General features: G+C 42.9%; 23 protein-coding genes. 17 read left to right on the top strand and 6 right to left on the bottom strand.

Features of this window, described 5'->3' with window-relative positions:
- The first annotated feature begins 5 nt into the window (after positions 1-5).
- Together hslO and CST_RS10825 are read left to right on the top strand one after the other, a co-directional pair.
- Positions 6-923 carry an Hsp33 family molecular chaperone HslO gene (hslO, locus tag CST_RS10830; RefSeq protein ID WP_015485128.1) on the top strand — a complete coding sequence of 306 codons (918 nt, stop codon included), beginning with the start codon at positions 6-8 and terminating at the stop codon, positions 921-923.
- A 4-nt stretch (positions 924-927) separates the two neighbouring features.
- Positions 928-1,665 (top strand): TIGR03915 family putative DNA repair protein, encoded by a 738-nt coding sequence (locus CST_RS10825; protein ID WP_015359949.1) that lies wholly within the window; start codon positions 928-930, stop codon positions 1,663-1,665.
- Between the two features lie 12 nt (positions 1,666-1,677).
- Here CST_RS10825 and CST_RS10820 read toward each other — a convergent pair whose 3' ends face one another.
- Together CST_RS10820 and CST_RS10815 are read right to left on the bottom strand one after the other, a co-directional pair.
- Complete coding sequence (locus CST_RS10820) at positions 1,678-2,382, bottom strand: TlpA family protein disulfide reductase (RefSeq protein ID WP_015359948.1); 705 nt, start codon at positions 2,380-2,382, stop codon at positions 1,678-1,680.
- 31 nt (positions 2,383-2,413) lie between these two features.
- Positions 2,414-3,085, bottom strand: a complete 672-nt coding sequence (locus CST_RS10815; RefSeq protein ID WP_015359947.1) for a cytochrome c biogenesis CcdA family protein — start codon at positions 3,083-3,085, stop codon at positions 2,414-2,416.
- A gap of 287 nt (positions 3,086-3,372) precedes the next feature.
- Between CST_RS10815 and CST_RS10810 the strand changes: the two genes are divergently transcribed.
- From CST_RS10810 to CST_RS10795, 3 genes are all read left to right on the top strand, one after another.
- Positions 3,373-4,662, top strand: a complete 1,290-nt coding sequence (locus CST_RS10810; protein ID WP_015359946.1) for a class II aldolase/adducin family protein — start codon at positions 3,373-3,375, stop codon at positions 4,660-4,662.
- 313 nt (positions 4,663-4,975) lie between these two features.
- Positions 4,976-5,743 (top strand): imidazole glycerol phosphate synthase subunit HisF, encoded by a 768-nt coding sequence (gene hisF / locus CST_RS10800; RefSeq protein ID WP_015359944.1) that lies wholly within the window; start codon positions 4,976-4,978, stop codon positions 5,741-5,743.
- Between the two features lie 199 nt (positions 5,744-5,942).
- Positions 5,943-6,602 carry a redox-sensing transcriptional repressor Rex gene (locus tag CST_RS10795; RefSeq protein ID WP_015485126.1) on the top strand — a complete coding sequence of 220 codons (660 nt, stop codon included), beginning with the start codon at positions 5,943-5,945 and terminating at the stop codon, positions 6,600-6,602.
- Between the two features lie 21 nt (positions 6,603-6,623).
- Here the strand turns inward: CST_RS10795 and CST_RS10790 are convergent, their stop codons facing one another.
- The 3 genes from CST_RS10790 to ispF all read right to left on the bottom strand — a co-directional run bounded on the left by CST_RS10790 (position 6,624) and on the right by ispF (position 9,485).
- The gene (locus CST_RS10790; RefSeq protein WP_015359942.1) at positions 6,624-8,228 is read right to left on the bottom strand and encodes an ABC transporter permease; all 1,605 of its coding nucleotides are present in this window, start codon (positions 8,226-8,228) and stop codon (positions 6,624-6,626) included.
- 3 nt (positions 8,229-8,231) lie between these two features.
- The gene (locus CST_RS10785) at positions 8,232-8,939 is read right to left on the bottom strand and encodes an ABC transporter ATP-binding protein (RefSeq protein ID WP_015359941.1); all 708 of its coding nucleotides are present in this window, start codon (positions 8,937-8,939) and stop codon (positions 8,232-8,234) included.
- Positions 8,940-9,011: 72 nt separating this feature from the next.
- Positions 9,012-9,485: a 2-C-methyl-D-erythritol 2,4-cyclodiphosphate synthase gene (gene ispF, locus CST_RS10780; RefSeq protein ID WP_015359940.1), complete on the bottom strand. Its 474-nt coding sequence runs from the start codon at positions 9,483-9,485 to the stop codon at positions 9,012-9,014.
- Positions 9,486-9,785: 300 nt separating this feature from the next.
- On the opposite strand from ispF, the gene metG reads away from it, so the two are divergent.
- The 12 genes from metG (at position 9,786) to CST_RS10720 (ending at position 24,202) form a co-directional block, all read left to right on the top strand.
- The gene (gene metG, locus CST_RS10775; protein WP_015359939.1) at positions 9,786-11,741 is read left to right on the top strand and encodes a methionine--tRNA ligase; all 1,956 of its coding nucleotides are present in this window, start codon (positions 9,786-9,788) and stop codon (positions 11,739-11,741) included.
- A 54-nt stretch (positions 11,742-11,795) separates the two neighbouring features.
- Positions 11,796-12,566 carry a TatD family hydrolase gene (locus CST_RS10770; protein ID WP_015359938.1) on the top strand — a complete coding sequence of 257 codons (771 nt, stop codon included), beginning with the start codon at positions 11,796-11,798 and terminating at the stop codon, positions 12,564-12,566.
- 56 nt (positions 12,567-12,622) lie between these two features.
- Positions 12,623-13,375, top strand: a complete 753-nt coding sequence (locus tag CST_RS10765) for a hypothetical protein (RefSeq protein WP_015359937.1) — start codon at positions 12,623-12,625, stop codon at positions 13,373-13,375.
- 218 nt (positions 13,376-13,593) lie between these two features.
- Complete coding sequence (locus tag CST_RS10760) at positions 13,594-14,781, top strand: 3D domain-containing protein (RefSeq protein ID WP_015485124.1); 1,188 nt, start codon at positions 13,594-13,596, stop codon at positions 14,779-14,781.
- Positions 14,782-14,892: 111 nt separating this feature from the next.
- Entirely contained in the window at positions 14,893-15,750 is an 858-nt protein-coding gene (gene rsmA / locus CST_RS10755) for a 16S rRNA (adenine(1518)-N(6)/adenine(1519)-N(6))-dimethyltransferase RsmA (protein WP_015485123.1), read from the top strand.
- Between the two features lie 84 nt (positions 15,751-15,834).
- The gene (locus CST_RS10750; RefSeq protein ID WP_015359934.1) at positions 15,835-16,821 is read left to right on the top strand and encodes a hypothetical protein; all 987 of its coding nucleotides are present in this window, start codon (positions 15,835-15,837) and stop codon (positions 16,819-16,821) included.
- A 202-nt stretch (positions 16,822-17,023) separates the two neighbouring features.
- A complete protein-coding gene (locus CST_RS10745) occupies positions 17,024-17,599 on the top strand; it encodes an ECF-type riboflavin transporter substrate-binding protein (RefSeq protein WP_015359933.1) in 576 nt (191 codons plus the stop codon).
- A gap of 27 nt (positions 17,600-17,626) precedes the next feature.
- The gene (locus tag CST_RS10740; RefSeq protein WP_015359932.1) at positions 17,627-19,345 is read left to right on the top strand and encodes an ABC transporter ATP-binding protein; all 1,719 of its coding nucleotides are present in this window, start codon (positions 17,627-17,629) and stop codon (positions 19,343-19,345) included.
- Positions 19,335-20,168: an energy-coupling factor transporter transmembrane component T family protein gene (locus tag CST_RS10735; RefSeq protein WP_015359931.1), complete on the top strand. Its 834-nt coding sequence runs from the start codon at positions 19,335-19,337 to the stop codon at positions 20,166-20,168. The genes CST_RS10740 and CST_RS10735 overlap by 11 nt, the downstream gene beginning before the upstream one ends.
- 52 nt (positions 20,169-20,220) lie before the next feature.
- On the top strand, positions 20,221-21,063 hold the full coding sequence (locus tag CST_RS10730) for an SAM hydrolase/SAM-dependent halogenase family protein (RefSeq protein ID WP_015359930.1): 843 nt from the start codon (positions 20,221-20,223) through the stop codon (positions 21,061-21,063).
- A gap of 32 nt (positions 21,064-21,095) precedes the next feature.
- The gene (locus CST_RS10725) at positions 21,096-21,938 is read left to right on the top strand and encodes an SAM hydrolase/SAM-dependent halogenase family protein (RefSeq protein WP_015359929.1); all 843 of its coding nucleotides are present in this window, start codon (positions 21,096-21,098) and stop codon (positions 21,936-21,938) included.
- A gap of 167 nt (positions 21,939-22,105) precedes the next feature.
- Positions 22,106-24,202, top strand: a complete 2,097-nt coding sequence (locus CST_RS10720) for a glutamine synthetase III family protein (protein ID WP_015359928.1) — start codon at positions 22,106-22,108, stop codon at positions 24,200-24,202.
- Between the two features lie 6 nt (positions 24,203-24,208).
- Here the strand turns inward: CST_RS10720 and CST_RS10715 are convergent, their stop codons facing one another.
- The gene (locus CST_RS10715) at positions 24,209-25,051 is read right to left on the bottom strand and encodes an AraC family transcriptional regulator (protein WP_015485122.1); all 843 of its coding nucleotides are present in this window, start codon (positions 25,049-25,051) and stop codon (positions 24,209-24,211) included.
- Between the last annotated feature and the right edge of the window lie 32 nt (positions 25,052-25,083).

The following is a 25,083-nucleotide window of genomic DNA, read 5'->3' as shown; positions in this document are numbered from 1 at the left end:
TTACGATGGAAGATTATATGCTCAGGGCGATGACGAAAGACGGACAGATACGTATATACGCCGCTGTTACCACTAATACCGTTGCGTATGCCAAAAAGGTTCACGATCTGTTTCCCACTCCGGCGGTGGCTCTGGGAAGAACTTTAACCGCAGCGGCTATGATGAGCGGCACGCTGAAAAGTGAAAAAAGCACTATTACAATACAGATAAAAGGGGACGGGCCTCTGGGCGGTATTCTTGCAGTGACTGATGCCCGTTCAAATGTAAGGGGTTATGTCCATAACCCGTACCTGGATATGCCGTTAAATGACAAAGGCAAGTTTGACATAGCGGGCGCCGTGGGGAAAGGTTACCTGGACGTGATCACCGACCTTGGTTTAAAGGAACCATATATAGGCCGTGTGAAACTGGTATCGGGGGAAATTGCCGAAGATATAACTTACTATTACGCCGTTTCGGAGCAGACACCAACCGTAACAAGCCTTGGGGTTCTTGTTGACAGGAACGGCGATATTGTGAACTCCGGCGGGATTTTCATACAACTGATGCCTGGGTGCAGCGAAGAAGACATTTCATGGCTTGAGAAATGCGTAGAGAAAATGCCGCCTATAACGAAAATGCTTGCACCTGACAGAACGCTGGAGAATATCCTCGACGAGGTACTGCCGGGGAAAGAACTGGTATATCTGGATACCAGACCGGTCAGGTTTAAATGTACCTGTTCAAGGGAGAGGATGGAAAGAAACTTGCTTAGCCTTGGTATTAAGGATTTGGAGGAAATAGCCGCCGATAATAAGGAGACAGAACTTGTATGCCATTTCTGCAGATCGAAATATGTGTTCAGCCCGTCGGAGATTAGAGAAATTTTTGAGCGTGCGAAGCAGGAAAAGAATACTGAAGGGAATGAACAGGTGAAAGAGTGATTTTATGGTTTATCTGTTCGACGGCAGTTTTGAAGGCTTGTTAACCTGCGTATTTGAAGCATATTCATCAAAGGAACGGGATGTGTCAATTAAAAACAAAGCGACCTACATCCCGTCCTTTCTGGATGAGGTTAAGGAAATTGAAACCGATATGGGCAAGTTTGAGCGGGTGTATTTGTCCATTCCAAAAAAAATATCCCAAAGGGCGCAGGAGATTGTTTACCGTGCATGGCTGAGTGAAGATGAAAATGCGCCCGATTTGATTTATTATTTTTTGAGAATTGGCTACAAAATGGGCGGAAGGGTTACCGACTATCTGCAGGATCAAAGAATAAGCAAAATAATTGACCTCGACAGAAAAGTGGGAAGGGAAGCCCACCGATTTCTCGGGCTTCTGAGGTTCAAGGAAGTTACAGAGGGAATTTTCTATGCAGGATATGAGCCTGATTATAACATTACCATTTTAATTGCGCCTCATTTTGTGCGAAGGCTTTCAATGCAGTCCTTTATAATTCATGACAGAAAGAGAAACATAAGTGCGGTTTTTGACGGCAGCGAACTGGTGATAACCGACAAGGTTCCTCAGGTCGGTGATGAAAAAACCGTCGAAGAAGATGAATATGCAGCTCTTTGGAAAGCCTTTTTCAAATCAATAGCAATAAAAGAGCGCAGGAATCCCCGCGCCCAGATGCGTTTTATGCCTAAAAAATACTGGAAAAACCTTACTGAAATGCAGGACTGAATTTTCTGCAAACTATTCAAGAAGTAAGTCAATTCCTTTCTGAAAAAGTTCCTCGGTCAGCATTCCGCGATGGTATGCCTTAAGATATCCGTCCCTGTCGATGAACACGGTTGTAGGCAGGGAATAAGCCTGGTATGTAGCAGTTGCGTCAAGATCGAGGTCAAAATAAACAGGGAAAGTGTAACCGTTATCATTTATGAATTTTTCCCCCTTTTCCTTTGTGTCTTTTATTCCGTCAATGCTTTGCACCATCATAAAGTGAATGTCGTCTTTGTATTTACTGAAGCCCTGTTCGAAAAGAGGCATTTCCTGTATGCAGTACGGGCACCACGTGGCCCAGAAATTTATAATTATAGGTTTTCCGAAGAACTCCGAAAGGTTAACTTCTTTGCCTTCACTGTCATATACGGTAAAATCAAAGGCTTTATATTTCTGTTCCTCGCTCTGCTGTTTTTCATCTCCGGACTGCATATCCTCGTTTTTTCCCGGTGCACCGGTATCTGAATTGTCGGTGGTATCGGTGTTTTCATTGTTTCCGGAGATATCGGTTATTGTTTCGCCCGACGTGCTGTTATTCGCCTGCCCTGTTTTGCCTGCGCCGGGGACTGTGATATCAGGTTGGTTCATCAGGCTTAATTTGTTGTAGGCTATATATGCTCCGGCTAAAATAACGGCTAACAAAAGCATTCCGGTTATTGTTCTGACTTTTGAGCTCATAGAAACCTCCAGTGGTTAAATGTTATTTATATTATGACGACAGCAGTGAAACAAATTTTCCCATAAGGCCGGTTGCCATCAGAATGCCGATCAGCACAAGCAGCGATCCCGATAATGTGTTGATAACGCGGTAATTTCTTTTTATGAAATCAAAGGATGTTTTTAACCGGTCTATTAATACCGCACTTATGACAAACGGAATACCGAGCCCCAGTGAAAAGCACAACAGCATTAATATTCCTTTTAAACTTTCTCCGCCGTAGGCCGCTAGCATTAGTGCCGAGCCGAGAAATACGCCTACACAAGGCGTCCAGCTGATTGAAAATACCAGGCCGAAAAGCACGGTATGAAGAAACTTGGGATCATTATTTGATAAACCCAGAATCCTTGTACGGTTAAGCAGTGGAATGTTCACGACACCCAAGAAGTTTAAGCCGAAAACAATCACAATCAGCCCTGTAATCAGGTTTACAAACACCTGATTTTTTCTCAGAAAACCTCCCACCGAACCTGCGAGTGCTCCCATGATAATGAAAATTATTGTAAAACCGACCACAAAACCCAGGGCGTTTATTAATGCTTTTTTCCTGTCGCCCTTTGAATCCTGCCCTGCGAAATATGAAATGTAAACCGGCAGCATAGGCAGCAGGCATGGAGAGATGAATGTTATTATTCCCTCAAGGAATGTTAGAAAATAATCCACTTTACCACCCCTGCGCACAAGAATATATTTTTATATAACCACATTTGTATTGGTCAAAACATTAAAATTTTTCTTTCAATTATGTTAAGCTTTTGTTAATCCGAAATCATAAATTTGTGCTATTATATTATTTAAACTGCCGAATGATATTTGAATGCTGCTGACAGTGCAGTGCATGCTTAAGATATATAATATTTAATTTCCGGCTCCTGTTCAAAATTGTAATAAAGTTCCGGAACCGAGAATTTCCGAGACTGTCGGGGGTCTTATGAAAAGGAGTGTATTTTATGAAATTTGAATTGCTGCATCCGGCGGAACAGATTGTTATGATAATGGAAAGGATTTATGGGTACGGGATGACCACGACATCAGGAGGGAATTTATCAATTAAGGACGAAAACGGAGATGTTTGGATAACCCCTGCCGGTATAGACAAGGGTTCACTTACAACAAAGGACATTGTCCAGGTGAAACCCGACGGAACAATCATCGGAAAACACAAGCCTTCCAGCGAGCTTCCGTTTCATCTTTCCACATATAAGCAAAGACCCGATGTCGGCGCGGTTCTGCACGCCCATTCGCCTGCGCTGGTATCTTTCAGTATTGTAAGAAAAATTCCTGATACAAGGCTCATACCCGATGTTAATCTTATCTGCGGGGAAGTTGGTATGGCTGAGTATGGTCTTCCCGGAAGTGATGAGCTCGGCGAAAAAATTGCAAAAGTACTGAGGCAGGGAATAAACACGGTATTGCTTGAAAATCACGGCGCAGTTGTGGTGGGAAAGGATCTGTTCCAGGCATTTATGGCATTTGAGACCCTTGATTTCAGTGCGCGCCTGGAAATAAACGCCCGGAGAATAGGAAATCCTGTTTCGCTTACTCCAAGATATGTGGAAATTTCAAAGCAAAAGAGACATGTTGAAATGGAGGAATTTGTCCCGAAAGGCTACAGCAGTTACGAAAGGCTTGTAAGAAAGGAAATGTGCGATCTTATACACAGGGCTTACAATCAAAGGCTGTTCACCAGCACTCAGGGGACATTCTCCACACGTCTTGATGAAAACTCTTTTGTCATTACTCCTTACAACGTGGATCGCAAATACATCGACGTTGATCAGCTTGTACGCATAGAAAACGGCAGGAAGGAAGCTGGAAAAACTCCGAGCCGTTCGGTTTTGTTGCATAAGTATATATATGAAAAGCATCCCCACGTTAACTCGATTATAATTGCTCACCCGTTCAATATAATGACGTTTGCGGTTACAGACGTGCCTTTCGATTCAAGGACCATACCCGAAAGCTATATTCTGCTCAGGGATATTCCTAAAATACCGTTTGGCTCAAGTTTTATGCAGCCCGCAATGGTGGCAGATTTATTTGTGCCACAGACACCGATAGTCCTTGTGGAGAATGACTGTGTCATTGTAACGGGAAACTCGCTGCTGAATGCGTATGACAGGCTTGAGGTTGCGGAATTCAGCGCTAAAGCCCTGATTGCCGCAAAAAGCATAGGGAATGTTGTTGAAATCAATGATCAGCAGATTGATGACTTGAAAAAAGCTTTTCATCTTGATTGAAAAGCATGGGGACAATTCCCCGTTTTTTCTTGTCAGAACGTTACATGAAAAGACTGACAAATTTGCAGTGTGTTTTGAGTCTGATACGAGTTTTAATGCTTTTTTATAACGATAAAAGACCGGGAAAATTTCATCCCGGTTTTTTGTTGATCCTTAAGTTTTCAGAGGCACAGTCGCTTTTTGTATTAAAAATTTTGTCGGCAGCAGTATGTTTGGTTTTGTATATAACATGGCAAACCTAAGTGTAAAAAGGTGTTGCTATCGGCGTAAGGAAAAGGTTATAATATTCCATAAATCAAGCGGGGTTGATGGTATGTCGGTAAAAAGGGTTATTCCCTGTCTGGACGTTCATAACGGACGCGTTGTTAAGGGCGTGAATTTTGTGAATCTGATTGATGCCGGGGACCCGGTGGAATGCGCAGTGGCATATTCGAAGGCAGGAGCGGATGAGATTGTTTTTCTTGACATTACGGCAACCACTGAAAACAGAGGCATCGTTACAGATATGATTTCACGCATAGCGGAAAAAGTACGTATACCGTTGATTGTAGGGGGCGGTATTCGCTCTGTAGACGATTTCAGACGCGTTCTTTTGGCAGGAGCCGATAAAATTGCGATAAATTCTGCGGCAATGAAAAATCCTGAGTTGATTTCCGAAGTGGCGATGAATTTCGGCAGCAAGTGCGTAATAGCGGCAATTGATGCGAAAAGGCGGAATGACTCATCAGGCTGGGATGTTTATATTAACGGCGGCAGGGTTAATACCGGACTTGATGCCGTTGAGTGGGCGAAAAAACTTGAATTGCTGGGAGCAGGCGAAATACTTCTTACCAGCATGGACAGGGACGGTACAAAAAGTGGCTATGACATAGAATTGATACGCCAGGTTGCAGAAGCGGTGAATATTCCTGTAATTGCCTCAGGAGGGGCAGGAAAACTTGAACACTTCCGTGACGCATTGACCATAGGAAAGGCCGATGCGGTACTGGCGGCGTCGCTGTTTCATTTCGGGGAAATAAAAATAATGGATTTAAAACTGTATTTAAGAAGCATGGGGCTTGAAGTAAAGATACCTGAATAAAAAACCGGCACTCAGGGTACGCTCTGAGAATGGGGAATTTCTGCCTAATAACAAAGCTTGACAAAAAAATCACAAAGGTGCTATAATAAATCCAGACATTTACAATTTATTATATAATTATTTCCAGCCGGCCGGTTTAAGAACCGAGTGCAGCTAAATGTCTCAATGCAGTTATATGAAATACAGGAGGAGTTTAAATATGGGAAAGAAAATCTCCATGGCCGTTATAAGGAGGCTTCCCAGGTATTACCGATATCTGGCCGACTTATTAAGAGTGGATATAAAAAGAATATCGTCAAAAGAGCTCAGTGAAAGGATGGGAATCACGGCTTCGCAGATACGTCAGGATTTAAACTGTTTCGGAGGCTTTGGGCAACAGGGTTACGGATATAACGTCGAAACCCTTTATAAAGAAATAGGTAAAATACTTGGCGTGGAAAGACGGTTTACAACTATAATAATCGGCGCGGGTAACATGGGTAATGCTCTGGCAAATTATGAAAATTTTAAAAAACGGGGTTTTGATCTTATAGGGATCTTTGACATTAGCCCCAACCGGGTTGGGCAGTATATAAACGGGATTGAAATTATGCATATGGACAGGCTTGAAGAGTTTATGAAAACTCACGTGGTTGATATAGCAATACTCACCGTTCCAAGCCACGCAACCGCAGAAGTTGCGGAGAAAGTCGCAGAACTCGGCGTTAAGGGTATATGGAATTTCTCGCCTCAGGATCTTAAACTTTCTCACAATGTGGTGATTGAAAACGTGCACCTGAGTGATGGTCTGGCGGTTTTGGGCTATCGGATAAAGGAAATGGAGGAACAGGAGCAGAAAAAAAAGGATAAACAAAATTAGAGTACCGCGAGGTACTCTTTTTTATTGCCCAAGATTGGCCCAAATCACGCTTCCCTTCGTTTTAAGGTATCGGTACATCCAAAGGCACAGTGCGCTGAATATGATTAAGCAAATAAGCATGAAAATTTCCGCCGGCATTATCCGGGCGAGCAGGAAAGCGTACAGTAATATGGGAAGAATTATGAAAGCCACGGCAGCGAGCGACGCTACACCGGTACTCATGCTTTGTTTTATAACAACTGTTTCATTTATCCAGTCAAATTTCGGGAAGTGAAGGTTTATAACCACTCCAAACATTGCGCAGAATACCGTAATGACTGCAGGAAGCGTAAGTATCAGGAAAATTTGTACCGGTGTCATTTTAGCCGCAAATATGCAGATCAGCGATGCGAAATACACGGCCGGCAGGCAGATTACGATATGCAGCTTTGCCTTCGCAATCAGTACATCGGCCCCGTCTACCGGTAATGACTGCATAATCCAAAGACTTTTACCTTCAAGGGATACGGAAGGTGCGGATATAATGTTCGTTGATGATAAAAGACAAATAATTGCAATAAGCAGTGGATTAATGAATGTTTCGGACCCGGAAAAATTTTCGGTTATTAAATCCGGCAAATTGGGATAAATAATCAGTATTACGGCAAAGGCAAGGATTAATACAACTCCGAAAGAAGCATTCAGGATATATGTCGGACTGGATGAAAAACGCCTTAGCTCCTTCTGCAGTAATGCGGACTTTGGACTGCTTACCTTAAGCCGATGTCTTTTGTATTTTATTCTGGCAAGTCCCTTTCTGGCTGTGGCAATTCTGATAAAATTATGCGCCAGTAAGGCATAAATTGCGGCGAAAGGAACGAAGGCCCATAGAATGAATATTATCAGGTTATATATATTCTTATTTTCCAATGCCGCTCCGAAAAGGTATACCGGCAACACAAAATTTTTGATTTTAATTCCGATGGAGCCTGCATTCCGGATCAAAGCTTCGAGATATTTATTAATCTGTGCCATGAAATAGATGTATAAAGCAAGGCAGATCAGTGACAAAAGTGTAACGATAAAGGATTTGTAACGTACTCTTTCACTTATAAACGCGAGCAGCCAGCCTGAAATGCAGGACAACGTCAGCGGTATAAGTGGAAGGAATAAAAATTCAATTAAGAAGAAAACTACACCGGTCGTCGTTACTTTATATTTTATGCAGTAAACGGCGCCTGCAGGGACCAGCACAAACAGTTCAATGACATAGTTCAGAAAAAGAAGTGCAAGAATTCTGCTAAAAAGAATATACCCCGGTGGTATTGGCATGCTCATCAGAAGCTCATTGTCCTGAGCTTCAAACAACTGTCCTTTGGTTAAAAACACGCTTCCGATAAAACATAAACTTATCGCCGTAGTTGCAGCAATACCAAAATACAGCCATGTAAAGCCTGAACTTACCATCGGCTGGCAAATGCCGGAGAAAAAAGCGCTGAACATAAAAACGAAGCTTGCAATGACATACAGGGAAAAAAAGGCAACTATTATTTTTAGACCGAAATTACGCTTCTTACTTGATACCGGTTTGTGGAAAAAGGAATTATATAAAGCATGAAGCCGTGTGATTATCAAAGCTTTAAGCATATCCTATTCTCCCTCCAGTTCAAGAAAGATGTCTTCAAGGGAGTCGTTGCCTTTAACTTCTTCCATGCTGCCCGATATCACAAGTTTTCCGTTTTTAATTATGGCAACCTCGTCGCAAAGCTTTTCAGCAACTTCAAGAACATGGGTGGAGAAAAATACCGCCCCTCCGTTGCTGCAGATTTCACGCATTATGTTTTTTAAATGATGAGTGGCTTTGGGATCAAGACCCACAAAAGGTTCATCCAGTATTACAAGCTTTGGGTCGTGAATTAGCGCCGATATAATTGCCAGCTTCTGCTTCATGCCGCGGGAGTAAGCTGAAATTGGAAGGGGAAGATCGGCGGTGAGTTCAAATAAATCAGCATATCTTCTTATTTTTTCTTCCCTTTCTGTTTGCGGGATAGCGAAAATATCCGCGATGAAGTTCAGGTATTTTATGCCTGTGAGAAATTCGTATAAGTAAGGATTATCCGGAATATAGGCTATTTTACGTTTGCAGCCGAGGGGATCTTCCTTAATGGATACTCCGTCAATATAAATTTCACCGGCATCAAAATGCAGTATACCGCAGCAGCATTTAATAGTGGTTGTTTTTCCGGCACCGTTATGGCCGATGAAACCATAAATCAGTCCTTTTTTGACATGCAGCGAAAGGTTGTCAACCGCCGTCTTGTTACCGTATTTTTTTGTCAGGTTTTCAATACGAAGCATTTCTCAGACTCCTTTGAATGGTATGGTGATTTTCGGTAAACTTAAAATCACCGCTCATGGTAAAAAGGCCGGTTATTTTACCAACGCTGTAAGTATACAGAAACACTGAATTCCCAAACCCTTTCCAAAGTCTGTCAGACCTTCGCCCGTGGTGGCGGTGATTCCTATATTTTTTTCATCAATATTAAGCAATCGGGCAATGGATTTTTTCATGTCGGGAATTTTAGGACTTATTTTCGGTTTTAAGCATTCAACAGAAAAAGATACATGGCAGATTTCTCCGTTTAAATATTTCAATGCTTCCCTGACATATACGCTGCTGTCGGTTATGCCTTGTTCCAGACAGAGCCTGTCGGCTGTTTCGCCCAATATATTAACCCCGGTTATTCCCGATATTGCGTTCGTTAGTGCATGGAGCACCACATCAGCGTCGCTGTTGCCCTTAAGAGGCGGACCATCAAAAAAAACCCCGCCGAGCACAAGCTTCTTGTCATGATTGTCAAAATCAAATCTGTGGCTGTCCTGACCTATCGCAACCTTGAACATGTAATCACCTTTGTTTTGTTGACTGGTAAGAATCACCGGCATTCGGATATATACGCGAATCATGTATATCTGATGCCTGAAACTGCTCTTACCATGTATAAGAATATAGCATTATGGCAAAAACTTCAAGGTATAGTTGTTTTTTTGGCTGTAAACCCCTGACTTGAAAAAAACAGTGGATTAAGATAGTATTAAATACATAAAAAAGACTTTACAGGCCGCTGTGAATACCGACACCACCCCGTCATTTTTGTGACCGGCGGTGGAATTTCAGTATAGAGTGAAAATGGAGGATTTAACGTGGAAGGGAAAAATTTAAATCGAAAGACTTATTATATCACGACACCGATTTACTACCCAAGCGGAAAGCTCCATATAGGCCATTCATATACGACCGTTGCTGCAGACGTAATGGCCAGGTATAAGAGGCTTCAGGGATACGACGTAATGTTTCTTACCGGCACTGACGAGCATGGCCAGAAAATAGAAAGGATTGCAAAAGAAAAGGGCGTATCCCCGAAAGAATACGTTGACGGAATTGTGGACGGAATAAAGAAGCTGTGGAAACTGATGAAGATTACCAATGATAAATTTATCCGTACAACCGACGATTACCATGTCAAAGCTGTACAGAAGATTTTCAAAAAGCTGTATGATCAGGGCGATATTTATAAAGGCGAATATGAAGGCTGGTACTGTACCCCGTGTGAATCGTTCTGGACCGAAACTCAGCTTAAAGACGGCAAATGCCCTGATTGCGGCCGCGATGTGGAATTAACGAGGGAAGAAGCTTACTTTTTCAGGCTTTCAAAGTACCAGGATCGGCTGCTTAAATACTATGAGGAAAACCCGGATTTCATTCAGCCTGCATCCAGAAGAAACGAAATGATCAACAATTTTATCAAACCCGGGCTTGAAGATCTCTGTGTATCAAGGACCTCCTTCAAATGGGGTATTCCGGTGACATTTGATGAAAAGCATGTCATTTATGTCTGGATTGACGCCCTGTCAAACTACATCACCGCGCTTGGATACTTGTCGGACAATGACGAGGATTTCCGGCGTTACTGGCCTGCCGATGTACATCTTGTAGGTAAGGAAATTGTCCGTTTCCATACCATTATATGGCCGTGTATGCTTATGGCCCTGGGCTTGCCGTTGCCGAAACAGGTTTTTGGACATGGCTGGCTTATCCTTGAAGGCGGAAAAATGTCCAAATCCAAAGGTAATGTGGTTGATCCCGCCGTTCTGGTTGAGAAGTACGGTCTTGACGCCATCAGGTATTTCCTGCTGAGGGAAGTACCGTTCGGTTCTGACGGCGTGTTCTCAAACGAGGCTTTAATAAACAGGATCAATTCGGATCTTGCAAACGATTTGGGCAACCTCGTAAGCAGAACGGCTGCAATGATTAAGAAGTATTTTGACGGAATTATCCCTGAAGAAAGGCAGTCAGACGATATTGACAACGATTTGATACAAACTGTCATAAATACCCCTGCAGCCGTTGAAAAGCTGCTGGATCAGTTACAGTTCAGCACCGCACTGCAGGAAATATGGAAAGCAGTTTCCAGAACGAACAAATATATTGACGAAACTACGCCGTGGATACTTGCAAGGGATGAAAAGAACAGGCCGCGTCTGGCCCAGGTTTTGTTTAACCTTGCTGAAAGCATAAGAATAGTTTCGATACTGATACAGCCGTTTATGCCCGATACCCCGCAAAAGATTTGGGAACAGTTCGGAATTACCGAAGAAATAAGGACTTGGGAGAGTGCCAAAACATGGGGTTTGTATAAATCCGCAGGAGCTGTGGAAGAAGGGGAACCTTTGTTCCCGAGAATAGACCTGGAAAAGGAAATGGCTGAACTGGAAAGAATGAACAATAATACAGCCAAGAGCGCAGAAAATTTAAAGGACATTCCGGGGATACTTCCGCAGGTCCTCATTGATGATTTTGCAAAGCTGGATTTGCGGGTTGCAAAGGTAATTTCCTGTGAAAAGGTCAAGAAATCCGAAAAACTTCTTAAACTTGAGCTGGATATTGGCATTGAAACCCGCCAGGTTGTTTCGGGCATAGCCAAGTATTATAAGCCTGAAGATCTTATAGGCAAAAAGGTTGTTATGATAGCAAACCTCAAACCGGCAAAATTAATGGGAATTGAGTCGCAGGGAATGATACTGGCCGCCAGCAATGAGGATAAACTTGTTTTGGTTACTGTTGACGGTGATATTCCCGCCGGCAGTAAGATAAGCTGAACTTATTCAGTAAACCGGATAAAATTTTAAGATATAAGGCAGAAGAGGGTAATTATGATAGTTGATTCCCATGCTCATTATGACGATGAACAGTTTGATACCGACAGGGACGAGGTATTAAACAGCATACGGCAACAGGGCGTGGTACGGGTTGTGAATCCGTCAAGCAATCTGGAATCTGCCCGCAAATGTATAGAACTTTCCGAAAAATATGATATTTTATACTGCGCCGTGGGGATTCATCCCCACGACGCCAATGAATTTTCAAAAAATGCTCTGGAAAGCGTCCGCAAACTGGCTTCTTTCAAAAAAGTGGTCGCCATAGGCGAGATCGGTCTGGATTATCACTATAACTTTTCGCCGCCGGAACTGCAGAAAGAATGTTTTGCCGCGCATATTCAACTGGCTTTGGAACTGAAGCTGCCTGTAATTATTCATGACAGGGAGGCACACAGGGATACCCTCGATATTATCAGGGCTGAAAGAGGGTATATGGCGGGCGGAGTTTTTCATTGCTTTTCGGGAAGCGTTGAAATGGCGAAGGAAGTGCTTGATTTGGGCTTTTATATAGCACTGGGCGGTGCTGTTACTTTCAAAAACGCCAAAAAACCTGTTGAGGTTGCAGGGTACGTGCCCCTCGACAGGCTTCTTGTGGAAACCGACAGTCCTTATATGGCACCGGTACCCTACAGGGGCAAGCGTAATAATTCCGGATATCTGCATGAAATAATCAGAAAAATCTCAGAGATTCGGAACGAAGATTTCAATGTTATCGCCGAAACAACGGCCAAAAATGCAAATATTTTGTTCGGACTTGGTTTATAGCAAAAAACGTCCCTGTTGATGTGGTGGCATTGTTTTTTTTAGCAGGAGGATGGGATATGAAACGCTTTGTTGCGATAGTTACTTCTTTGTTTATTATTTTTGTTTTTATTGCCCTCAATTATCTTTTGTGGGACCGGGAAAGCCTTGTAAACCTGAAAGAATCCAATCAGGCCAGTATTGATGCGTTGAGCCGCATAAATATGAATTTGAGCGAAGAGAATAGCAAACTAACCCGGCAGATAGAAGAAATGCGGGCGCAAATAGAGGAACTTAATGAAAAAATAACTGAACTTGAAAACGCCAATTCCGAACAGCAAAATGTTATCAATGAAATGAATCAGTTCATTGTTAATCTTAAGTCTCATATAAATCCCGAACCAATTATATCAGAAGCTTATGAATGGATAAATTCATTATCTGAAAAAAATTTTGACAAGGCACTTCCTAAATTTTCAGCTCTGTGTACTTTTTGGGGAAATAACTGGTCACCGCGTATGTTTGCGAATTATATTGTGCATAATGTAAATTATATACGGCCCGTATTGGACACGGATACCAGTAAACCATTGATTGAAATAATTCCATATCAGACACCCGATTTTAACGTAAAGGCCGTTATTAAAGTTGAAGTTGATTTGAATGAAAAGGGTATTACCGAATATCTGAAAGACGGATTAAATATTATTGAATTAGATTTTACATATAACGACAGGCTTGAACAATGGATTATTACGTCTGTGACTTCCGAGTCTGCTGAAAATTCCGAATCAGCTGAAAAAGGAGATGGTAATTCTTCAACAGGGACATAAAATAATTTTCCGTAAATGGTATATAATGTTATAAAATTTGACAATTCATGGGTAATGGTTTATGATTATATGGCTTAAGTTTACCAGGGGAGGTAATGTGAGGCAAGAATAATCCCGTAGAATGCCCTTGCTGACTGAGTTAGAGGTTCTTCGTCAGGTACGGAAACGGAAAAATCAGAAAGAAAACCGTAATTCTGGACAAAAAGGAGGAACCGGCTGTGAGACAGAATGGGGTAATGTCTTACAGGGAAAACGAAAGGAAGTCGATAATGGGAAATCCAAACGCGAAACAACGCCTGCCCCGGCAAGGAACTCTTACGATAAGTATTGTAAGATTTGTAAAAAGCCATGTAAGTGTTTTTATACTGCTCGTTATCATGGGTGTATCGGTCCTGGTTGGTTACGGAATATATGACAGGCTGAAAAAAGAACTGAAAATTGTGGACGGAGACAGCGAGGTAATTGTCAGCACAATGGGTGACGATATAGAAACGGCTTTAAACCAGTTGGGGGTTTTGGTTGAATCGTATGATTACGTCAGTGCGCCCCTTTCTACAAAGCTTACGAATGATGTTATTCAGGAGGTATTTATAAAACGGGCGGTACCGGTAACGATTACAATTGACGGAAAAACAACCGAGGTGATGACTTATTATGATACGGTGGGCGAAACGATAAAAAATAACGGAATAGTTTTAGGACCGCTGGACAGGATAGAGGGACTTGATTTGGACGATCCGATACAAATGGGTATGAATATAAAAATTGTCCGGGTCCGCGAAGAAGTTTTAACAGAAACAGAAAAAATTCCATATGCAATAGAGGAAATACCCAATGAGAAAATGAACAAAGGAGAAAAACGCGTCATTCAGGCCGGCGTTGAAGGAACGATGGAAAAATATTATAAATTAACTTATGAAGACGGCAGAATAGTATCACGTGAATTCCTGAGCGAAAAGGTAATAGAAGAACCTGTAACCGAAATAGTTGAATACGGCACAGTTCCGAACTTTGTAACCTCCCGTGGTGAACTTGTTAGATATAAAAAAGTGATTGAGATGCGTGCAACAGCTTATACTTCATCTTATGAGGATACCGGGAAAAATCCCGGCGATCCTGATTTCGGAATATGCTATACCGGCTTGAAAGCAAGGGAAGGGATTATAGCGGTTGATCCGAATGTAATCCCGCTTTATACTAAAGTTTATGTTGAAGTGATTGGAAACGAACCCGATTATGGTTTTGCCATAGCCGGGGATATAGGAAGCGCGGTAAAGGGTAATACGATTGACGTATACCTGGACACAAGAGAGGCCGTAAGGAAATGGGGCGTAAAAAAAGTAAGGGTTTATATCCTCAACGAGCAGGATGACGACAGGTGGAAAAAAACCGACTATACCAAATAAGCGGGGTTAAAATGTAAAATGAGGTCATCTGTATACCGGAACATGAACTGTTCCGGTATAATTTTTACACAGGGGGCATATTTTGCTTTTATTTTAAGGGGGAGTGGCTTTTTGATAAATACAAATGAAATTTTAAACAAATACAATATCCGTTTAACAAAGACCCTGGGGCAGAATTTTCTTACCGATGCAAACATAATACGAAAAATTACCGATGCAGGTGAATTATCCGAGAAAGATCTTGTTGTTGAAGTAGGGCCCGGAATAGGAGCGTTGACGGTTAATCTTGCCCAAAAGGCGGGCAGGGTGATTGCCGTAGAAATAGACAAAAAACTTATTCCTGCCCTGGAAGAAACCACGGGTGGGTTTGACAATGTAACGCTTGTAAACGCCGATGTTTTAAAGGTTGACATATATGGGCTTATTGACGGCTGGCACGGAAATGTAAAGGTCATTTCGAATTTGCCTTATTATGTAACCACTCCGATAATTATGATGTTTCTGGAAGGAAATTATCCCATTGAAAGAATGGTTTTGATGGTTCAGAAAGAAGTGGCACAGAGAATGACGGCCAAACCCGGGACAAAGGATTACGGGGCACTGTCGGTGGGAATACAGGCTGCAGGGATACCAAAGATACTTTTCAGTGTTTCAAGGAATTGTTTTATCCCGAAGCCGGAAGTTGATTCGGCGGTTGTAAGGGTTATTATTACCGACGAATACAGAAAGAGAATATCGGACCGTAAAATATTTCATGAATGTGTGAAAGCCGCATTTTCTCAGCGTAGAAAGACACTGGTGAATTCCCTCGGGAATTCTCCGTTTTTTAAAATTGATAAGGAAATGGTAAAGGACATGCTATCTGCCCTTAACCTGAAGGAACAGGTAAGGGGAGAGGAGCTCTCGGTGGAACAGTTCATTTTACTTTCAAATATGGTCGCAGAAAAGATTCGGTGCGGTGGTATTTAACTGTTAACGGGTTCCATTTTTTTCGTTTTTATTTTAAATTCCTCTGCATATATATTTATGAAGAAATATGCAGGGGGTATGTTCATGGAACGGCCAGGTTATTTCAGGAAATATGTTATTTTTGAACAGCTGGATCCGGGTTTTGGCGCACACAGATCACCTGACGGTTTCGCCCGCCTTGAAGGATACAGGGACGGGGTTGCCCTGGCACTTCAGATAAGATTTTTGAAAGACGACGGTCTGCCTTACACGGTTATTCTGATATACGACAAGGACAGCGGGCTTGGAGTTTTCAGAGTGGGAACGCTTCAGGTTGTTTCAATGGTCGGAAGCTTCCGCAAATTCCTGGATAATCCCACCCTTAAATCGCTTGAGCTCAAACCGGAGAAAATCAAATATATCCTGATTGCGTCGGAGCAGAAAGATAAAATTTACATACCGCTGATTGCCTGTTGCAAAAAGGCTGAACAATGGGATGAATCTCTTCGCGACCGGCTTCTGCACAGGGAGAAAACGGCTGAAGACAGGGAAGATAGGAAAGAAAAAGACAAAAAAGGAGAACACAAAGAAAATAAGGAAAGCAAAGAAAATAAGGAAAACAGGGAAAATAGGCAGGCTGAAGCCGAAACGGCAAATCACAGGGATAATAATGGTACAAAAAGTTCAAACAATAAAGTGGACGACGTTAAACTTGAGAAGATGCTAAAAGATACTTTTGAGGCCATGGATCCGTTTTCCAATCCCCGGCATGACTATTCATGGTATAAAGTAAATGACATAGCAAAGCTGAGCAATATACTGTATACATGTAACTTGACAATACCGCTGTTTGCAAATCCGAAAATCCTGGTCGGTCTGTTCAAATACAGGCATTTGCTCGCGGGCTTTTACCGTTCGGACATAAATAATCTGACCTATTTTGTCCTGGGAGTGCCTGCAAAGGATGAAACCGACGGGAAACCCTTTGAAAACGTATGCAGATGGGTTTCGGTTGAAAATTCTGAATTTGGTGACATGACCGGTTACTGGCTTGTATATATCAGTTTAAGGGACGGGGAATTTGTAAGTTAGGATACTGACCCAAAATGTTAAATTAACATGAAAGGCCGCTGTTTCAGCAATTGACAGGCTTTTGGGATATGTTATAATATTGGTGTCGATATTGCTTGGGGGAATTTTGATATCGGCAGAGTCATAAGGCGTGGAAACTCAGTTATTATGGGCAGTTCTGCCCTGATAATAAATTCCAATACATAGAAGGAGAGTAAAAAATATGAAAAAACATGCAATTGCGGAAAAATTTGAGGTGAGCACAAAAACCATTGTTGCCACAGGGCTTGGTGCGGCCATTTTTACACTGTTGTTCATGTACGTAAAAATACCTTCTCCCATCCCTGAGACGAGTTTCCAGACAGCCTATGGAGTAAGTGCGTTTTTTGCAACGCTGTTCGGTCCTGTAGCCGGTGGATTGATTGCGTTTATTGGACATGCCATAAGTGATGCTGTCCAGTACGGCTCACCGTGGTGGAGCTGGGTTATAGCGAGTGGAATTTCAGGTTTTGTGTTTGGCTTTGCATACAAAAGCACGAAGGTTGAAGAGGGCGAATTTAAAGGCAAGGATATTCTGAAATTTAATATTATTCAGATAATCGGTAATATTATTGCATGGATTGTTGTGGCTCCCGTACTTGATATCGTTATATATGCCGAGCCTGCAAACAAGGTGTTTGCGCAGGGGGTTGCTGCAGTCGTGATGAATTCCATCAGCACGGGTATCATAGGTACGCTGCTGCTGATTGCATATGCCGCAACGCGGACAAAGAAAGGAAGTCTTACGAAAAAGGTCTAATACATCTTGAGAAACCGGAGTTTGGACATGAAGGAAAATCCGATAATCGAATTCACGAATTTTACTTTTCAGTATTTCACTCAGGCAGAACCAACGTTATATGACATCAATCTGAAAATTTATCCTGGTGAAAAAATATTAATCGTCGGGCCTAGTGGAAGTGGTAAAAGTACACTAGGCCACTGCATTAATGGGCTTATTCCGTTTGCCTACAAGGGCGAAATAAAAGGTACGCTGAAAATAAAAGGGTTGGTTGCCGCCGAACAGAATATATTTAAGCTTTCAAAAATTGTCGGAACGGTTCTTCAGGATTCCGACGGACAGTTTGTAGGGCTTACCGTGGGCGAAGACATAGCCTTCGCGCTGGAAAACGACAATGTCCCCACCGAGGAAATGCATGAAATTGTCCGCAGAGTGGCGACAATGGTGGGAATGGAAAAATTCCTTGACTCTTCGCCCTATGAACTTTCAGGCGGGCAAAAGCAGAGAACGTCGCTGGCCGGGGTTATGGTGGACGATGTGGATGTGCTGCTGTTTGACGAGCCTCTGGCCAATCTCGATCCTGCCACCGGGAAAACGGCAATAGAAATAATTGATGATATTCATAAAAAAACAAAGAAAACAATCATAATTATTGAGCACCGGCTTGAAGACGTCCTGCACCGCGATGTGGACAGGATCATTGTAATAAACGAAGGGCGGATTATAGCCGATATGTCTCCCGACGACCTGGTATCGTCGTCAATATTATCCGAGATCGGTATTCGGGAGCCTTTATATATTACCGCGTTAAAATATGCCGGCATAACCGTCCGCAGCGACATGAACCCCAGTAATCTGGACAGGCTTAAAATGGATACCGTTGCCGGACGTTTAAAGTCATGGCACAAATCCATTGAAAAACCGGTGAAAGAGGAGGAAAGACCTGCAATCCTTACCGTTGAGAATCTGACCTATTCATATGACGGCAGGCGAAAAGCGCTTGACAACGTCAGTTTTACTATCAGGGAAGGTGAAATGGTTTCGATTGTGGGGAGAAACGGCGCGGGCAAATCCACGCTTTCAAAGGTATTGTGCGGGTTTGAACGGCAGGATTCCGGAAACATATATTATTATGCGGAGAACATCAGGGATAAAAGCATAAAGGAAAGGGCAGAAATCATCGGGCTTGTAATGCAGAACCCCAATCAGATGATATCAAAGGCGATGATATATGACGAAGTCGCCCTGGGGTTAAGGCTGCGCAACGTTCCCGAGGAGGAGATAAAGCAACGTGTGGAGAAGGTGCTGGAAGTATGCGGGCTTGCGCCTTTTATAGACTGGCCTGTCTCGGCTTTGAGCTATGGCCAGAAAAAACGGGTTACAATAGCGTCAATACTGGTGCTGGAACCCAAAATAATTATTTTGGATGAACCCACTGCGGGTCAGGACTATTATCACTATACCGAGATTATGAATTTTCTTGAAAAACTCAATAAAATGGGTGTTACGATAATCATGATTACCCATGACATGCACCTGATGCTGGAATATACGCCAAGGGCAATTGTAATGTCCGACGGGAAAATCCTTGCCGATGCCAAGGCTTCTGTTGTATTGACCGATCCGGAATTAATTAGGGAGGCCAATCTTAAAGAAACATCTCTTTATTTTCTTGCCGAAAGGGCGGATATTGAGGATAAAACCGCATTTGTCCAAAGTTTTATTGATTACGAAAGGGAGCTAAGGAAAAACAATGAAACTTAAGCTTTTCTCATATAATGTTTTAGACACGCCGATACACAGACTGTCGGGCCTTACAAAGCTTATTTGCTTTCTTCTTCTGACCTTTGCGGTAATGTATTCATATGATATCAGGTTTATACTTTTTGTGACGGTGTTTTCAATTGTAATTTTAAAGATTTCGAAAATAAAATTCTCGCAGATAAGGCTTATGATCATTTATGTGGTGATTTTTATTGCCGTTAACTTTGTTCTGACTTTTCTGTTTGCCCCGGAATACGGGGTGGAAATCTACGGCACACGGCATGAACTGCTCAGAATTTCCGGCCGTTATAATGTCACCATTGAACAATTGTTTTATCAGATTACGAAAGTATTTAAATACGGTTCGGTCATCCCGCTGGGAATCATATTTTTGTTAACAACCAACCCGAGCGAGTTCGCTGCGTCTTTAAACGGTGTGGGTGTTCCGTATAAAGTGGCATATGCGGTATCGCTGACGCTGCGTTATTTTCCCGAAATTCAGAGGGATTACCAGAATATAAGCCAGGCCCAGCAGGCGCGGGGCCTGGAAATGTCCAAAAAAGCCAAATTCATGACCAGGTTTAAAAACTCACTGATGATTATCATACCGCTGATTTTTTCAACCCTTGAGCGAATTGAATATATCAGTAATGCCATGGATTTGAGAGGCTTTGGAAAGCTGAAGAAAAGATCGTGGTACAGTAAAAAGAAACTGACGGTGCATGACTATATCGCCATTTTGCTGGCGGTGGTTATATTCACCGCATCCATACTGATTTCGGTGTTTATAAACGGAAGCAGGTTCTACAATCCGTTTATCTGACCGTTCGTTATTTTAAAATTCAAAAATGTTTTGCGAAAGGAAGCTTGGTTTTATGAAACCAATTCTTGTGTTTCAGACCGATTTCACATATAAAGAAGGCGCTGTTTCCGCGATGTACGGCGTTGTTAAAAGCGTTGACCGTGAGCTGGAAATAATGGACGCCACCCATGAAATACCGAAATATGACACGTGGAGCGCCTCATACAGGCTTTACCAGTACATGAGATTCTGGCCCAAAGGGACGGTTTTCGTATCGGTGGTGGACCCCGGGGTAGGAACAGGCAGAAAAGCGGCGGTCGCGAAAACGTGCGACGGATACTATGTGGTGTCACCCGATAACGGTTCCTTAACCCATGTTAAAAGGAAAATCGGTATTGCAGAGATAAGACAGATTGATGAAACGGTGAACAGGCTAAAAGGAAAAGGAACCGAGAACGTCAGTGTTTTTCACGGACGGGATCTGTTTGCATACTGTGCCGCAAGGCTTGCCAGCGGTATTATAACCTTTGAGGAGGTAGGGCCGGCATACAGCGTGGACGAGATTGTCGAACATCCGATTTTGGATCCGGATATCAAGCCTAATCATGTAAAAGGCATATTTGAAATTAACGATCCCAATTTCGGGAACCTTTGGACGAACATACCTACCGCCGAATTTGTTAAAGCCGGGTTCAACTACGGTGATTATGTTTATGTAACCGTCAGACATGACGGCGAAGTAAAATTTTCCGGGAAGGTTCTTTTCGAGAAATCCTTCGGTTTCGCCAAAAAGGGAGATGTGATTATTTACAACAATGAGCTTATGAATATTGCAATGGCGGTAAACCAGGGAAGTTTCTGCGAAATATACGGCTTGTCCTATGGTCCCGCATGGGAAGTTGAGTTTGAGAAGTGAACTTTCTTAGGATAGATCGGAGAAGTGATATTATGCGGAAAATACTGGTTTTTCAGAGTGATTTCGGTTTGTCCGACGGTGCCGTTGCGGCAATGTACGGAGTGGCTCTTGACGTGGATCCCGAGCTTAAGATTTTCGACCTTACCCATGATATAACGCCGTATAATACCTGGGAGGCGTCATACAGGCTTTTTCAGGCAGCCACTTTCTGGCCCGGCGGAACGGTTTTCGTATCGGTGGTGGACCCCGGTGTCGGAACCGACAGAAAGAGTGTGGTTGCTTTGACAAAAAAGGGACACTATATTGTAACCCCGGACAACGGTACCTTGACGCATATAAAAAATTACGTCGGAATAACCGAAGTCCGTGTAATAGATGAATCCAAGCACAGACGTTCGGGCTCGCTGTATTCCAATACATTTCACGGCAGGGATGTTTTTGCCGTCGTCGGTGCAAAACTGGCGTCGGGAAAGATTGGCTTTGACGACATCGGTGAAAAAACCGGCGTGGACAATATCATTGGGCTGGAACTGAGTGAGGTTACATATACCGAAAACGGCATAAAGGGATGCATTGATATTCTGGATGTAAGATTCGGCAGCCTCTGGACAAATATCAGGCGCGAAGACTTTGTAAAAATGGGGTTTAAATACGGGGACAGAATTGAGGTGGTAATCAAAAACGGCCCAACTCTTGTTTACAATAACAGGGTAACGTACGGAAAATCTTTCGGCGATGTATATGTTAGTGAGCCGGTTATTTATGTTAATTCGCTTGACAGAATGGCCGTGGCAATTAATCAGGGGAATTTCGCCAAGGCATACAGCATTGGCACGGGCAGGCACTGGACGATAGAGTTCAAAAAAGCCGATTGAAATCTTGCAGAAGAAATATAATTAAAGACAATAAGGAAGTATTTGGAAAAATAGATATAATAAGTTGAAAAGTGCAGTAACATTCTGTAAAATATAAATTTGCACTGCAATATATATTTAGCGGATATTTTCTTTATAAGTTTTCCGTACAAAGAGGAGCTGTTAAAATGTCTGAACTTTCAAAAATATCCGGGTCAAATGTTTTTACCGACGCGGTAATGCGGGAAAAACTTCCTACTGCTGTATATGACGCATTCAGGAATATAATTGACAATAATCTGACGTTGGATCCCAATCTGGCTGAAATTGTGGCAGGCGCCATGAAAGAATGGGCAATGGAGCGGGGAGCCACTCATTACTGCCACTGGTTTCAGCCCATGACCGGACTGACTGCGGAGAAACATAATTCCTTTATTTCAACATCAAAAGAAGGGAAAATTATTACCGAATTCTCGGGGAAGGATCTGATAAAGGGTGAATCAGATGCGTCGTCCTTTCCGAACGGAGGTATTCGCGCCACTTTTGAAGCCCGCGGTTATACTGCGTGGGATTTTACTTCCCCGGCTTTTGTGAAAGATAAAACCCTTTACATACCTACCGCCTTTTGTTCATACAGCGGTGAGGCACTGGATAAGAAAACGCCCCTGCTGAGATCGATGGATGCGCTGAACAGAGAAGGACTGAGGGTCCTGCGTGCTCTCGGCAATAAAACCGCCAGAAAGGTCATAGCCTATGTAGGCGCCGAACAGGAATATTTTCTTATAGACAGAGAGCTTTTCATGAAAAGAAAGGATCTTATATTTACAGGGCGCACCCTTTTCGGTGCAAGGCCTCCGAAGGGGCAGGAAATGGGTGACCAGTACTACGCGTCCATAAAGACAAGGGTTCTGAATTTTATGCAGGATTTGGACGTAGAGCTGTGGAAACTGGGCATCCCCGGGAAAACGAGGCATAATGAAGCAGCACCCGCCCAGCATGAGATTGCGCCCATATATAATGTTGTCAATGTCGCAGCAGACCAAAACCAGCTGATGATGGAAGTAATGAAAAAGGTTGCCGCGCGGCATGGCCTGGCCTGCCTGCTGCACGAAAAACCGTTTGCCGGCGTAAACGGCTCGGGTAAGCACAACAACTGGTCAATAGGTACCGATGACGGGGTCAATCTGCTTGATCCGGGCCCTGAGCCCCATAAGAATACAATATTTCTGCTTTTCCTTGCTGCAATAATAAAAGCCATTGACGTATATGGCGACGTTATAAGAAGTTCGGCCGCAAATGCAGGCAATGACTACCGTCTTGGCGCCCATGAGGCTCCGCCGGCTATTGTTTCGGTTTTTCTGGGGGATCAGCTGACCGACATTATTGATCAGATTGAAAAGGAAGGCGAGGCTAAGAAATCCATCTGCTCCACCAAACTGGAAATGGGCGCGTCAGCGCTCCCGGTTTTTGCACGGGATATAACCGATAGGAACAGGACTTCCCCGATTGCATTTACCGGTAACAAGTTTGAATTCAGAATGGTTGGCTCGTCGGCGTCCATAGCCGGTCCGAATTTTATCATAAACACCGCCGTTGCGGATATTCTTCACGACGTGGCGGACAGGCTTGAGGCGTCAGGCAATCCCGAAGAAGAGGCAAAGAAAATTATACGGGAATATTTTCATGAGCATAAACGCGTTATTTTCAACGGCGATAATTATTCGGAAGAATGGGTTAAGGAAGCCGAAAGAAGAGGATTGCCCAACATTACGAATTTTGTTGACGCAAAAAGAACGCTCATTGCTGAAAAAAATATCAGGATGTTTGCTAGAATGGGCGTTCTTTCGGAAAAAGAATGTCTGTCCCGTTATGAAATTTTGATGGAAAACTACAACAAGACCATAAAAATTGAAGCCCTTACGGCGATAGACATGGTTGAGAGGGATATTCTCCCGGCGGTTTACCGGTATATAAAAGAAATAGCCGAATGCATAAATCAGGTGAGGGCGACCGGAATACACATCATCCTGGAAAAACGGGAAAAACTTTTGAAAGATCTGTCCACGCTGGCGGTGTCGGCGGAAGAAAAGGTGGCAAAATTAAAAGAAGCGGTAAATGAGGCTTCTTCAATTGGAGACGTTACTGCTCAGGGAATTGCGTACAGGGATAAGGTTATTCCCGTTATGCAGAGTCTCCGCGAGGATATAGACACCCTTGAGACCATGGTGGATTCAAAATACTGGCCTATACCTACTTACGGCGAGATGTTTTTTGGCATGGAATAACGCCGCTCAGTTTTTTTGCGGTTCGGAATTCTGCATCTTTCTGAACTGATTTGGAGATATGCCTTTAACTTTCTTAAAAATTTTAGAAAACTGAAGTCTGTCTTCATATCCTACCGAACGGGCGACGTCGCCTATTGTAAGATCCGGATTTCTCAATAGGCTTACCGCCCGTTCAATTCTGTAATTTATCAGATATTCCTGGGGCGACATTTTCATTGTTTTCTTAAAAATTATATATAAATAGCTTCTGTCAAGGCCTATACTTCGGGCAATCTCGGATATGGATATTTTTTCGGAATAATTTTTTGATATAAATTCGATAACTTTCTTAACGTATTTCTCCTGATTCATGTACCGGGAGGTATTTTGCAGGGTTTTGTGATTGTTTTGTATAAGAATTGAAAGGAAAATGTACAAATGCCCGAGAAGCATAAGTTCAGACACGGTATTCCGCCGCGCTTCGGATATCATATCGCTTAGGCAGTCTCTAAGCCTGTTGTCGGCGTTATAGGTGAAAAACGGGGATTCACGGTAAATGCCCGCCTTGTTAAGAAATGTCTCTGCCTTGAGCCCGTGAAAGCCCACCCACGAATACGTCCACGGATTTTCCGGGTCCGCCGAATATGTGACCAGGCAGTCGGGAAAAACGACAAAACCATCACCGGGGAACAGCTTTTTCTGAATTTTTCCGTTTGAAAACATACCCGTGCCGTCCAGTATGTAATGGACAATGAAATGGTCGCGAATACCCGGTCCCCACGTATATCCCGGTTTGCATTCCTGTATGCCGCATCGATATATATTCAAATCGGTCTGGTCGGACTGGTGAAAATAATATTTCTCAATCATAATTGCCCATACAACAAAAACACATATCCCAA

It is taken from the genome of Thermoclostridium stercorarium subsp. stercorarium DSM 8532 (assembly GCF_000331995.1).
Taxonomy (GTDB): Bacteria; Bacillota; Clostridia; order DSM-8532; family DSM-8532; genus Thermoclostridium; species Thermoclostridium stercorarium.
This window is presented reverse-complemented; position numbering and strand designations above follow the sequence as displayed.

Coding starts and splice junctions, on each gene's coding strand:
- CST_RS10715 (WP_015485122.1), bottom strand. CDS start 25,051: ATGATTGAGAAATATTATTTTCACCAGTCCGACCAGACCGATTTGAAT.
- CST_RS10745 (WP_015359933.1), top strand. CDS start 17,024: ATGAAAAAACATGCAATTGCGGAAAAATTTGAGGTGAGCACAAAAACC.
- CST_RS10750 (WP_015359934.1), top strand. CDS start 15,835: ATGGAACGGCCAGGTTATTTCAGGAAATATGTTATTTTTGAACAGCTG.
- CST_RS10785 (WP_015359941.1), bottom strand. CDS start 8,939: ATGCTTCGTATTGAAAACCTGACAAAAAAATACGGTAACAAGACGGCG.
- CST_RS10735 (WP_015359931.1), top strand. CDS start 19,335: ATGAAACTTAAGCTTTTCTCATATAATGTTTTAGACACGCCGATACAC.
- CST_RS10765 (WP_015359937.1), top strand. CDS start 12,623: ATGAAACGCTTTGTTGCGATAGTTACTTCTTTGTTTATTATTTTTGTT.
- CST_RS10770 (WP_015359938.1), top strand. CDS start 11,796: ATGATAGTTGATTCCCATGCTCATTATGACGATGAACAGTTTGATACC.
- CST_RS10720 (WP_015359928.1), top strand. CDS start 22,106: ATGTCTGAACTTTCAAAAATATCCGGGTCAAATGTTTTTACCGACGCG.
- hslO (WP_015485128.1), top strand. CDS start 6: ATGGAAGATTATATGCTCAGGGCGATGACGAAAGACGGACAGATACGT.
- CST_RS10730 (WP_015359930.1), top strand. CDS start 20,221: ATGAAACCAATTCTTGTGTTTCAGACCGATTTCACATATAAAGAAGGC.
- ispF (WP_015359940.1), bottom strand. CDS start 9,485: ATGTTCAAGGTTGCGATAGGTCAGGACAGCCACAGATTTGATTTTGAC.
- CST_RS10820 (WP_015359948.1), bottom strand. CDS start 2,382: ATGAGCTCAAAAGTCAGAACAATAACCGGAATGCTTTTGTTAGCCGTT.
- hisF (WP_015359944.1), top strand. CDS start 4,976: ATGTCGGTAAAAAGGGTTATTCCCTGTCTGGACGTTCATAACGGACGC.
- CST_RS10795 (WP_015485126.1), top strand. CDS start 5,943: ATGGGAAAGAAAATCTCCATGGCCGTTATAAGGAGGCTTCCCAGGTAT.
- CST_RS10740 (WP_015359932.1), top strand. CDS start 17,627: ATGAAGGAAAATCCGATAATCGAATTCACGAATTTTACTTTTCAGTAT.
- CST_RS10825 (WP_015359949.1), top strand. CDS start 928: ATGGTTTATCTGTTCGACGGCAGTTTTGAAGGCTTGTTAACCTGCGTA.
- CST_RS10725 (WP_015359929.1), top strand. CDS start 21,096: ATGCGGAAAATACTGGTTTTTCAGAGTGATTTCGGTTTGTCCGACGGT.
- CST_RS10810 (WP_015359946.1), top strand. CDS start 3,373: ATGAAATTTGAATTGCTGCATCCGGCGGAACAGATTGTTATGATAATG.
- CST_RS10790 (WP_015359942.1), bottom strand. CDS start 8,228: ATGCTTAAAGCTTTGATAATCACACGGCTTCATGCTTTATATAATTCC.